Origin of the sequence: Paenibacillus qinlingensis (assembly GCF_013204845.1) — a bacterium.
Classification (GTDB): Bacteria; Bacillota; Bacilli; order Paenibacillales; family NBRC-103111; genus Paenibacillus_E; species Paenibacillus_E qinlingensis.
Window position 1 is genome coordinate 770,307 of record NZ_JABMKY010000001.1, and the last position, 12,687, is coordinate 782,993.

Below are 12,687 nucleotides of genomic sequence, written 5' to 3' on the forward strand. Positions count from 1 at the left end.
TGGTGTAAGAGGAGAAATCACAGATGGAATTATCAGGATTATGGCGATTGCAGCAGTTCGAAGTAGGACAAGTTCGACCACTTGAAGTCGCGGCAGCATGGTTAGACGATCGTTTCTGGATTACAGCGAAGGTTCCCGGGGATGTGCATTCTGCCCTCATTGAACGAGAATTGATTGAGAATCCGTATTTCGGCCATAATGACGCGAAAAGCCGCTGGATCGAACAGAAAGAATGGTGGTACCGCCACTCCTTCAATTATTCGTTAGGGGATTCAGGAGACGAGAAAGAGAAACATGAGCTAACCTTTGAAGGACTGGATACATTTGCTACGATCTACGTGAATGGCAAAGAAATCGGAACGACGAGCAACATGTTGATGGCTCATACTTTCGATGTTTCACGCGTCATTCAAGATGGCAAAAATGCCATTGCCGTAAAGTTCGATCCTTTGCATTTGCATAATAAGGATAAAGAACTATTCCAATGGTCTTCGTATACCAAAGAGCGCCCTTGGCTGCGTAAAGCTGCGATGAACTTCGGCTGGGACTGGGGTCCTCGCATGGTCACCGTGGGAATCTGGGGCAAAGTCTTTATCGAGCGTTACCGCCGCGCGAAGCTGGATAGTGTTTTTGCAAGAACACGTTCGATCCGTGATACTGTGGCGGAAGTTCTAGTCGATGTTGACGTGACAACGCTCCGCAAAGGCGTACAGAAATCGTGTGACATTCGTTTAGTGGACACAGCTGGTCAAGTGGTTGCTTCTGCGAGCGGGAATGTTAGCTCGTCGGAATCGTTTGCATTACAAGTCGCTGATCCACAACTTTGGTGGACACATGACCTCGGCAAACCTTACTTGTACGAGTTGGAAGTTGTTCTATATGCTGACGGTGAGCAAGTGGATGCGTATCGCAAGCCGTTTGGTATCCGTACGATTGAGCTGCAAGTAAAGGATGCAGAGGGACAAAATGCCTTTGCCTTCTTCCTCAATGGTGTCAAACTATTCGCCAAAGGTACGAATTGGATTCCTGCGGATCACTTCATCGGAAGCATTCCAGACCAACGCTACAGAGACCTCATTGATCTTTCCGTTACATCGAATCAGAACATGTTGCGCGTATGGGCAGGCGGCATCTACGAGAAAGATGTCTTTTATGAAGAGTGCGACAAGCGGGGCGTTCTAATTTGGCAGGATTTTGCCTTCGCGAATGCGTTGTTCCCGGATTTCAACCGTGACTTTATGGAGAATGTGAAGAGCGAAGTGATCTACAACATCAAGCGCTTGCGCAATTATACCTCCCTTGCACTCTGGTGCGGGAATAATGAAATTGACTGGCTATATGATATGAAATCCGCTGGCGGTGACATCAATTGTCCGTTCTATGGGGAAATCATTTATCATGAGCTGATTCCTGATGCGCTCGAAGAGCTCGATGACAGTCGTGCTTACTGGCCATCTTCCCCATTCGGTGGCAACGATGCCAACGATCCTGATGTTGGCGACCGCCATAACTGGCAGGTGTGGCACGGTTCCGTTTATCCGCGTCAATTTGGTGATGTGCCTTTGCTTGATTACAGTATTCAAGGTGTCACGTTCAAAAATTACAAAAAAGACTTCACCCTTTTCAGCAGCGAATTCGGCATGCATGCCTCTGCCAATCGTTACACGTTGGAGAAAAACATTCCCAATGGCCAATTCTACTGGAACAGTGTGGAAATGGCTTATCGCAACAAAGATACCAATCACCAAAAGGGTATTCTGCTCATGGAAGGATATACCGGTATTCCGACTAACATTGAGGAATATATGAATTTCTCTATGCTGACCCAAGCCGAGGGCTTGAAGTATGGTATCGAGCATTATCGTCGGAACAAACATCGGACAAGTGGTTCCCTTATCTGGCAATTGAACGATAGCTGGCCAGGCACGAGCTGGTCGCTTATTGATTATGAACTGTTACCGAAGGCTTCCTTCTACTATGCGACGAAGTTCTATCACCCACTTCTGCTCTCCATCGACCATGAACCTGGGCAGGACTTGAACGTGTGGGCTGTCAACGATACGTTAGCTGAGTTACAAGGACAAGTTCACGTAACCGTTTATAGCTTCGCTGGGGAGATCGTGTTTACGCAGGCATTCGATGCTGCTGTAGAGGCGAACACTGCGATTCAGCTGGGAAGTCTACCTGAGGCAGCCGTCTTAAACGGGGCATCCGCCGAGCAAGTTGTTGTCCGTGTTCACACGACAGACTGGGCTGCGCCAGATAATCTTCATTATCTGCGTGATCAGAAAGATCTTCAGTTCCCAGCGACTTCGCTTAGCGTGAACATCGATGCACAGACGCAAACTGTGCAGATTACGGCCAATGGCGCACATGCACGTATGGTTAAGTTGGATTTGCCACAAGGTAACATTCGCTTCAGCGACAACTTCTTTGATTTGCTTGCTGGAGAGCAAGTGACTGTGGGGATTAGTCATCCAACTGGTGCTAAAGTGGATTTGAGTCGTTTAACAGTGAGTGCACTGAACGTTTGAGTGTAATGAGTGGATGAGAACTGCTGAAAACTGCATTAGAGCATCAATTTCGCGGGTTGAGCCTTACTTTTAGAGAAATTATTGCGAAAAGGCATCCATTTCTCTTGATTTTCCGTTTTCATGATCTAATTTCGAAAAAAACTGCTTTTTTGCAGTTTTTTTCTTTTTCTACGTTTAAAGCACCGCCAACGAATATTATCGTATCTCTAACCGTTTGTTTAACTCATCAATCAGTTCTGGTTTTGATATTCTCAATAGTTTTAAAGAATTAATATATAACGTTCTAGACCCATAAAGCTTTGATATAATTAAAATGCATTTATTTATTCCCTTACTTCGCTTAATTATAGGAGTTAAATCATAAACTTTAACGTTAAGATACTCACCCATTCTGTGAAAATCAAAAGCGTAGGATTGAATTTCACCCCATTTAACAATAAGTTTACCTGAACCATGGACAATCCCCTCGTCTTGAAGGATGAGCACAGGGATCTTTCTAAGTAGGAACAGGAACATTAATAGACCCCCTAGAGATACTGAGATTAAAAACACGCCAATTACTAACAAGTAAGTATTTTCCCCAATAAAATTAACTAGTAGATAGCACCCCAGTGTGCAAAAGCCGATCGAATATACCAATTGAAACAGTACACTACTAATTTTATATTGAACCCTCAATTCGTTCATTCATTTGGCCCTTTCTTTTATAGGATTGCTTAAAAACGAAATAAAAACAAATTTGCTCTAAAACAATGTAAGGTGTGCGTCTAAATAGTTTCCTATCACTTCAATATATTTATCTCCTACACTGTCATGAGCCATAACAAAACAACCACTCCAAATATCCCATCCAATGGTTATATTAACGCCGTCTTTTACAAATTCCAAGAAAACTTGTTCAAGCCCGATAACTGGTGTGCCATGAATAAACCGAAATCTCTCAGTAACAATAGCAGCAATTTTGTGGACATGTGACAAATCAGCATCGTATATTTCATAGGAATTGTAGCCTTTGGAAGTTTTAATATGTTTCCCTTGTAGTTTTTTCATCGAATCATCTCTTCCTTACTAAATCAAATTGCTTTTTCAAAAAAGATAACCTACAGTTATTTCTCCCTCATGGTAAAATTCAATCACGTAAACCGAAGGACAATAGACGAAAGTATCAAAGTCAACCGCTAGAACATCATCTATTGCTTCTATGAATGTTTCTATTTCAGTCTGTAATACTGGATAGCTTCCTGCCCATATAATAAATATCGGAGCTTTTATGTCAATATTTAAGGAAAGCATAGTAGACAATACATCTGTAGCACTTTTTATTTCAGATTTCCGCGGGGCTTCTCTCCAATCAATTCTTCCCCAGGGAGTAAAAGAGAAGGCATCCACTAATTCGTCCCTCTTGATTTCACTTGATTCTTCGGACAAAATAATAGTACCTTCACCTAGTGCCTCTAAACACTCTTCAAATATAGCGCCATAAGAGACTTTCAGCTTTGACTTTTGCTTATGTAACAGCTGTTCTAATCTCCATTTTCTATTACTCGTATATTCCATGACATCACCTTCTAGCATCTAGGTAAATTTGATTATAAATAGTTGACCTTTGTTAATTTCCATTGAAGATAATAAAATGTATTCGATATGAGTTACATATTACATACTTATTCTTATTAAATTGGTAATGAAAGAATATTCTATGAATCGAACAAAAGGTTTGATGTTTTACGAAAACGCAGGTTTTCAAAGGGGCATTAAAACTGGATTTATTGCAAAGCCCTAACCTCCATTCTATTAATGGGGACGTTCTTATGGCGCGGGACGCGAACACGGAATCTCGTCTCGCTGATGTAGCTGGGGAAATTTCTGAATTTGGAGCGGCTAGTCTGTTACACCCTTGTCTTAACTGGAAAATATACAGCTATTTACGAGTATTTTCCTCGAAAATTTGATTTAACTGGAAAACATGTAGGTAAAACTGCCTCTTTTGTGCAAATTGGCTAATTTGGTTAAAATTAACTGTACATTATCCATCTATCCTCAAAATCCCAGGCATTACGGCAAAATTAGCTGTACATTTTACATTTATTTGAAAAATCAGCTACTCAACTGAGCACTATTTCTACTCCTACTTCTACTTCTACTTCTACTTCCCAACTCTACTCACAATCAACATGTCAAAGTAACAGGAACGTCACCCTCCAGCGCGCGTTACTCGTGAAGAGCGACGCCTCTGGAGGATGTCCGATGTCCCAATCAATCTCTTAAATTGCTACACCTTATTAAGTCCCCAGCAGCTCCAGCGGCATAAACGCATAATCCCCGTTCCTAAGAATGCTGCCCTTACGAATAGGAATACGGTGCTTAAAGATCGGGCCATCGATGACTGTAGTATGGAACTCGCCGCCTTCGCCACACGGGTCAATACCTCGGGCTTGCAGTTCTTTTACATAGTCGTGAGTTAGCGTTCGTCCCAGATCTTCTTCCCGCATCCCTAACGATACATTTACTGTGACAAGAACGGATTCAAACCCCAGATCTATGAACTCTTTGACGGCTTGGACATGGTCCATTCTCCATAGTGGCATGCCAAGTTGTAAGCCAGCATTTTGGGTAACCTTGTCGTGCCAACAGCCCTCAACAGGCATATCCAAGTCTCCTGTGACTAACACTTCTGCGCCTTGATGTTTGGCTTGTTCCAAAAGGCCCATAAACACCGCTTCGTAGTCATCCCAACTTGCAGCAGCTGTATAAACGGGCAAGCCGATGGAATCAGCTTGGGCACGAATAAGCTCCGGAGGCATACCGTGGGATCTGGAACGTTTCCCTTCTTCCTCCAGCATGACGATGAGTCCGATTGGATCGCCAACTTTCATGGACTTATACAGCGCCAGAACGCTGTCCTTTCCCCCACTAAATGAAGCTATAAATTTATGCCCGTGAGCACCATTTTTCCAGTTTACGATGTGGTTCATTCCTGCTATTCTCCTTCATATTTAAGCTCTGAACATTATATCACGAGTTGATTCGAGATTTACTAAGCTCTTTCGCAACAGATCGTCCCGCTACTCGGCCAGTAAATAAGCACCCTCCAAGAAAAGTCCCTTCCAGCGCACGATAGCCGTGAAGACCTCCTCCTCCAAAACCGCTAGCCTCACCAGCAGCATATAGTCCTGGAATAGCTTCTCCAGCTTGATTCAATACGCGACCGGATAAGTCCGTTTGCAATCCGCCCAACGTTTTGCGACTAACGATATTCAATCGCACAGCGATAAGCGGTCCATTTGCAGGGTCCAGTAGACGATGCGGCTTCGCAACACGAATTAATTTATCCCCGATATAATGACGCGCGCCTCGAATCGCTGTGATTTGCAAATCTTTGGTAAAGGGATGCGCGATCTCCCGATCTCTCGCTTTAATTTGCCGTTCGATATGGTCAAAATCAAGCAACTTCTCCTCCGTCAACGCATTCATCCCAGCGACCAGCTCAGTCAATGTCGGGGCAACGACGAAATCCTCTCCCTTATCCATAAAAGCTTGCACCGGAGCCATCGCTCCAGGCAGTGCTCTAGACAACACTTTACGGACGCTTTTCCCCGTTAAATCAGGATTCTGTTCGGAGCCTGACAATGCGAATTCTTTTTCGATTATTTTCTGAGTCAAAATAAACCATGAATAGTCGTAGCCAGACTTTAGGATCGTCTCTAACGTGCCTAACGTATCAAACCCCGGGAAGTTAGGGGCTGGAAAACGTTGACCACGCGCATCTAACCAGAGTGAGGATGGCCCCGGAAGAATACGAATACCATGATTATGCCATACCGGATTCCAATTCTTAATCCCTTCCGTATAGTGCCACATCCGGTCGCGATTCACAATCCGCCCTCCGGATTGCTCCGCAATGGCAAGCATGCGACCGTCGACATGTGCAGGCACGCCTGAGAGCATGCGCTTGGGTGCTTCGCCAAGCCGGCTCGGCCAATATTGGCGGACTAATTCGTGATTAGCACCAATTCCGCCACTGCTCACGATCACCGCTTGGGCATGGTATTCGAATTCGCCAATCACGTCACGCGAGCTTGCTTCTCCGCGAGCCGCCGTGCTAGGCACAAGTACTGAACCCCTGACCCCCGTGATGGCACCGCCGCTCTGAATAAGCTCGTTCACGCGATGACGCGATCGGTACGCAACAAGTCCATTAGCCATGTGCGCCCTGACTCTCTTCTCAAATGGCTCTACGATGCCTGGGCCTGTTCCCCAAACGATGTGAAAACGAGGTACAGAGTTGCCATGCCCCTCAGCCAAATAACCTCCGCGTTCGGCCCAACCGGCAACTGGGAAGAAGCGGACCCCCAAGGCATGCAGCCATTCCCGTTTTTCACCTGAAGCGAACTCGACATAAGCCTCTGCCCACTTGCGGCCCCAGTAATCCTCGTCGTCTTCGCGATCAAAGCCAGCTGAGCCCTGCCAATCCTGCCAGGCCAGTTCTTGTGAATCTTTGATACCCAGCCGGCGCTGCTCGGGGGAATTAACAAGAAATAAGCCGCCGAATGACCACCAGGCTTGTCCGCCAAACGATGCTTCTGGTTCTTGATCCAAGAGCAGCACCCTTTTGCCAGTATCCGCAATCTCTACCGTTGCCACTAAACCTGCGAGTCCTGCTCCAATCACAATAGCATCATAGTCCATGATCGAGTTCTCCTTTGATTCTTTCTCTTCCCAAGATAGCTTTTCCGATTTTCCGCCCAAAAAAAGGCCTCCTTCTGACCACGATAGCCAAAAAGGAGGCAATGCAACGAATGGAATGTCCATCCGATTACGAATCCTTGAGATCTTCTTCCATGTCGTCAATGACGACAAGTGATTTTTCAAGCGTAAGCTTTTTCAGAGGCTTCACCTCAATTGCCCTAGGACGCGAGTCGCCATAAAGCTCAGTAAAGATCTCTTCAATTTCATCACCAGTCAAATCTTCACGTTTCAGCAACTCTTCCGCAATCTTGTGGACGAATTCCGTATATTCGTTTACGAGCTTCTTGACCTCGAGCATTTGCTCTTTAAGCAGCTCATTAATTTGTGGTCGAAGCGCCTTAAGCCCATCCGTGCGCGAACCAACCGCTAAGAAGCTGAACAGTTCATCGCCCATCCCGAGCATCCCGAGATACGCACCTGCGATTTGGGTCGCATGCTGTAAATCTGACGTTACACCGTTTAATTTCTTGTTCAGGAATTCATCTTCGACCGCACGGGCAGCCAGACATACCTGAATCTCTGCCAACATCTCAGAGTCGCTGCGGTTATACCGCTCATGTGTCTCCTTTGTAGCTGAAAGTCCGAGAGCCCCACCCCGCCTGACAATCGTGACTTTCCACACCCGTTCATGAGGCTTAAGCAAGAACTGCGCCACTGCATGACCTGCTTCGTGATAAGCAACATTGCGTTTCTCGTCATCGCGCATAGAACGGAGCGGTTGTTTAAGCCCCCACTCATAAGTTTCCATAGCGGCTCGGAAGTCTTCATAGCTCGCCGCCTGTGCTCCACGTTGATGAGCAATAACGACAGCCTCGTTGACAATATGTTTTATTTGAGCTGGGCTGTAACCAATGGAATCTAGACCTGCTTTTTCCGCGGTTAACGTTTCGTCCAGCTTGACCTTTTTCAAATAGTATTGGAAAATATCAACCCGACCATCATAATCCGGGACATCCACCCAGAGTTGGCGATCGAACCGACCCGGCCGAAGCAAAGCAGAATCGAGCACATCAGGCAAGTTGGTAGCAGCTACCGTTAACACTGGCGGGCGTTCTGCCTTTTTACGGCGCAGTCCTAGAGAGCGCAGCATCTTTACGATCTTGGAGGTATCAATATTAGGTGGGTCCATTTGCAAGAGTAGTTCGTTCAGTAGGCCTGAACCTCCGCCCATGCCCATCATCCCCATGCCCATACCGCCACCGCCACCTTGACGACTCATCCCAATCGCATCGATCTCGTCAATAAAAATGATACAAGCGCCATAGACGCGCGCAAGCTTGCGGGCTTTTTTGTAAATCCCCATCACCTTGAGGTTACCTACGCCGAAGAACATATTCTGAAAACTTGGCGCAGACGCATAGGCAAAAGGAACCTGTGCTTCATTCGCAATAACCTGTGCAAGGTAGGACTTCCCGGTACCTGGCGGTCCACAAAGCAGCAATCCGCGAATGGCTTCGCCGCCCATTTCCTTGAACTCTTTGACACCTTTCAGCAGGGTGACAATCCGTTTCGCATTTTCCACAATTTCAGGATTTCCACGATAATCATCCCATGTCGATCCGGTCTCTCCAGGCAGAATCCAATACGTTCGTCCTCGAGCAAGGAACCAGAACAGCGCAACAAATTGAATGATCATAAAGGCCATAGCGAATACCAGTTGCATCAATAATGTCGCAACACTTATCGCTATCCCCCAAGCGGTCGGCCCACCTGCCCATAGCAGCCCGCCAAACAACACGATGGCTGCTAGCCAGAGGATTAACTTTCGCCATCTAATCCATTGATATCTCCTCATGGCTACACTTCCTTCATATGATTAAGTTTGAATATCCCTATGAAAAAAACAACAATCTTGGCCCCGCAAGAAAGCAGGGCCACAGCTACGATTATTGGAATTTTTTAATGATATCGAGCACGTACTTAGCCATCACAGCGAGACCGCAAATGAAATAAAAAATCACCACAATCCACCCTGTTGGATCGAACGAAATCATAGATAATAGGACCGTCAGTGGCAGCACATAGTATAGGACATCTTTCAAATAACCTAGCACGACTGTAGGTCCAAAGGAGCCAACCCAGAAGGATTTGAAGAACGCAATCAGAAAATCAACTAACATGAAGCCAAAAATGCCCCAAATCGTGTAAATTATCCAGCCCTCAATTGTATTTGTCACTTTTCATCACCACCTTCCTACATACTATGCTAGGATTACTGACGGGTGAGAGATCAGTGGGCAACAAGCAATGAGCCTGTAATATTTACCTTCTAATACTTACTTCATTCAGCTTAATTTTCCTTCTCGTTCATGACTGTTTTAAGAAAAATATATTACTTTTTTTTGGAAATAAGACCGAAGAATGCAGCGGAATCTTTGAAAATCCACCAAGAAATAGCTTCTAAATCGCGAAAGCGCAACCAAGCTTATGATATTCAGCGATAGAGACCAGTTGAGTTGAAGATATTTTCCTTTTTTTACAAATCAACACCCAGAAAAACCCATCAACTCCCGAATGCTGTGAGTAAGATTGACTAACTCAAGCACGCACCGCAGGGTCGCAATTTTATACTCATTTATTTTATTAAGGAGAGAAGAAAAAGATGAAGCATTTGCGAATGAAAAAACTGCTTATCCCTACGCTAGCCCTCACTCTTGTTATGACTACGGGCACAACGGCCTTCGCGCAGAACGGTCGCGATCACAAAGACGATGATCGGAACAGCAACTCACGCCAAAATTTTGACAAGCGCCCACAAGCCGCCATCAAATTTGACTTCAAAGACATCAAAGGCAAAGAATTCGAATGGGCGTTAAACTACATTATGAGTCTCGTCTCTAGACGTATTTTTGATGGGTATCCCGATGGTACCTTTAAACCACAAGAAACGGTCACACGTATCGAGGCCATTACAGCAGCTGTACGATTAATGGGACTTCGAGATCAAGCCGAATCCGACGCAGAGAAAGCGACCAAACTGAATTTCAATGATGCAGCGAGTGTGCCTTCATGGGCCGTCGGATACGTAGCTGTCGCATTGGAGAACGATCTTTTCGCTGAATCGGACACGAACGTCAACCCGAATCAACCGGCCGATCGCCTCTGGGCAACAACTCTCCTCGTGAAAGCTTTGAAACTTCAAGACGAAGCTGAAGCCAACATGAACGCAAGACTCCCTTTCTCCGACTCATCTAGTGTACCTGCTGGTTCGGTGGGCTACGTTAAGGTCGCCGTAGACAAAGGTCTCGTAAATGGGTTTGAGGATAATACATTCCGCCCCAAACAGCTCGTAACGCGTGCACAAATTGCAGCCTTGTTGGATCGCGCAGGCAATCAATTGCCAGGCAGCATTGACGGACTCGTGACAGGAACAGTCGTGGCGCCAGTCAGCGGTAATATCTTAACCGTCCGAACTAACGGTCAAAACATCAATTTGACATTAAACCCCGATGTGTTTATTTATCGAAATGGAGCCAAAGTTAGTCCCTCCGCCTTGCAAACTGGGGACGTCCTTAAGATTCGCTCCAATGACAATTCCATCATTTATATCGAAGTCTCTCAGCTAGGCGGAGGCAACCCGACAACACCTACGCAAGCCGTTGGTGTGAAGACGGGCATGGTAACTACCGCGATAAATGGAAATACGCTCACCCTGTTAAGTAATGGGCAAACGATTTCCCTTCCTTTGAATAGCAATGTACTTTACTTCCGTAATGGTGCTCAGACGACAGCCGCAGGCTTGCAAGTAGGTGACACCGTAAGTACACGCTCCTACAACTATGGGATTAGTTATGTTGAAGTCACACAATCTGTGGGCACAGTCGGGACACCAACGAATTTCGCTTCGACTTTAACTGGGACGATGACCTATCCGATCAGCGATAATACGTTGCTTCTAACCACGTCTACTGAACTTCAAGGCGTCTCACTGAACAGTAATACGATCGTGTACAAAAATGGTGCATTTACAACTATTTCAGCGCTTCAGGTTGGTGACATCCTGACTACCTACGCCTATAATCATATGGCTGCTGTTATTGAAGTGACCAAAAGTGTCTCTCCAGTAACAACGACAGGTGAAATGACTGGAACCATTTCTGGTCAGGTCAACAATAACTTGCTCACGCTCACGAGTGGCGGACAGTCATACAGTTTGCAGCTTCACGCAAACACCTCCATCTACTCCGATGGCGTTCAAACGACGAGCGGCGTATTGCTGCCAGGTCAAGTGATTAAAGTGCATTACTATAACGGCGTCGTGCTTCATGCCGAAATCCTTCAGCGTGCAGATGGCACTTCAGTCACGCAGCCAACAATTGCCCAGCTCACAGGTACGATCATATCAGCTACGAACAATCTCATCGTGCTTGTAAGCGGCAATCAGGCGCAAGCGATTAATTTGAACGACAAAGCTTTCATCTATCGCAGCGGCACTCAGGTCAGCGGTTCAGCGTTGCAGCCAGGTGATATTGTCAAAATCCGCTCCTATAACAATTCAGCTATCTATGCGGAAGTCACACAGCTCACCAACGGTAACAATCAGAACTTCAATGTGTCTGGCACATTTAACAGCGTAACCTTTACGAATCAAGGCAAGATCGCCACAATCACCATCAACCAAACCGGAACAAATGGAAGTAACGTGACAACAACTTACAACGTTTCCACATCCGTTAGCATTACTGGCAACATGTCAAACTTGGTGCAAAATCACGCCATAACGCTGCAAGGCACAGGTGCCTTGATTACGAAGATCAACATTCAGTAGTCAAAGAAAAAAGGGGCTCCCAAAAGTCATGGAAGTGGCGGGCGGGTGCCTCTTTTTTTGAAAAGTCACAAGAAATTGTTCCCTAAAGAAGTCCTCCAACTCTGCTTGTTCGTGTCTGGAGTCCAACTGTGGAACCTCAAAAATGCAAAAGAGCATCCTTTTGAGTCGAAGTAACTTAACTAGCTGAAATACTTGCGAATAGGCAACTATTTCTGGAAGTTTAGATCATTTTGGGGCTTTTGGGTCCAAAAGGTTGCTTTTTTGCACTAATTCTTCGATTTATAGGCGTTTCCTACTAAATTAAGTGTATTTTCGCATCTTTGACCATTTATTTCAGTGTGACCGCAAGGAGATGAGGGTGAGTAGTGTATGGAGGCTATTGTAACGGTGGTTTTCACCGTTACAGCGCGGGATGATGGCATTCGAGCGCTTCTCGCATCTGTAAGCGCGGTTTTCACCGTTACAGCACGGGATGATGGCGATTCGAGTACCTCTCGCATCTGTAAGCGCGGTTTTGAAACTAGAATAAAAAGTAGACACCTCGTTAGGAGATGAGGATAATAATCTTATCAGGAGGTGTTCATTTTGGGTGAACAGCGGCAAAGGTATAATGATGAATTTAAACAACAGACGGTG

General features: G+C 45.7%; 9 protein-coding genes. 2 read left to right on the forward strand and 7 right to left on the reverse strand.

Features of this window, described 5'->3' with window-relative positions:
- Positions 1-23 precede the first annotated feature (23 nt).
- Positions 24-2,534: a beta-mannosidase gene (locus tag HQN88_RS03585; protein WP_173108832.1), complete on the forward strand. Its 2,511-nt coding sequence runs from the start codon at positions 24-26 to the stop codon at positions 2,532-2,534.
- Between the two features lie 195 nt (positions 2,535-2,729).
- Here HQN88_RS03585 and HQN88_RS38585 read toward each other — a convergent pair whose 3' ends face one another.
- From HQN88_RS38585 to HQN88_RS03615, 7 genes are all read right to left on the reverse strand, one after another.
- Positions 2,730-3,221 carry an STM3941 family protein gene (locus HQN88_RS38585; protein ID WP_420794194.1) on the reverse strand — a complete coding sequence of 164 codons (492 nt, stop codon included), beginning with the start codon at positions 3,219-3,221 and terminating at the stop codon, positions 2,730-2,732.
- A gap of 57 nt (positions 3,222-3,278) precedes the next feature.
- Positions 3,279-3,584 carry a hypothetical protein gene (locus HQN88_RS03590; RefSeq protein ID WP_173108833.1) on the reverse strand — a complete coding sequence of 102 codons (306 nt, stop codon included), beginning with the start codon at positions 3,582-3,584 and terminating at the stop codon, positions 3,279-3,281.
- A 36-nt stretch (positions 3,585-3,620) separates the two neighbouring features.
- Complete coding sequence (locus HQN88_RS03595) at positions 3,621-4,091, reverse strand: CDI toxin immunity protein (protein WP_173108834.1); 471 nt, start codon at positions 4,089-4,091, stop codon at positions 3,621-3,623.
- 725 nt (positions 4,092-4,816) lie between these two features.
- Positions 4,817-5,509: a Dph6-related ATP pyrophosphatase gene (locus HQN88_RS03600; RefSeq protein WP_173108835.1), complete on the reverse strand. Its 693-nt coding sequence runs from the start codon at positions 5,507-5,509 to the stop codon at positions 4,817-4,819.
- A 40-nt stretch (positions 5,510-5,549) separates the two neighbouring features.
- The gene (locus HQN88_RS03605; RefSeq protein WP_173108886.1) at positions 5,550-7,223 is read right to left on the reverse strand and encodes an FAD-binding dehydrogenase; all 1,674 of its coding nucleotides are present in this window, start codon (positions 7,221-7,223) and stop codon (positions 5,550-5,552) included.
- A 127-nt stretch (positions 7,224-7,350) separates the two neighbouring features.
- Positions 7,351-9,078 (reverse strand): AAA family ATPase, encoded by a 1,728-nt coding sequence (locus HQN88_RS03610; protein ID WP_173108836.1) that lies wholly within the window; start codon positions 9,076-9,078, stop codon positions 7,351-7,353.
- A 91-nt stretch (positions 9,079-9,169) separates the two neighbouring features.
- Positions 9,170-9,460, reverse strand: a complete 291-nt coding sequence (locus HQN88_RS03615) for a hypothetical protein (RefSeq protein WP_173108837.1) — start codon at positions 9,458-9,460, stop codon at positions 9,170-9,172.
- A 425-nt stretch (positions 9,461-9,885) separates the two neighbouring features.
- Here HQN88_RS03615 and HQN88_RS03620 point away from each other — a divergent pair, with 425 nt between their 5' ends.
- On the forward strand, positions 9,886-12,051 hold the full coding sequence (locus tag HQN88_RS03620) for an S-layer homology domain-containing protein (protein ID WP_173108838.1): 2,166 nt from the start codon (positions 9,886-9,888) through the stop codon (positions 12,049-12,051).
- Positions 12,052-12,687: the final 636 nt, after the last annotated feature.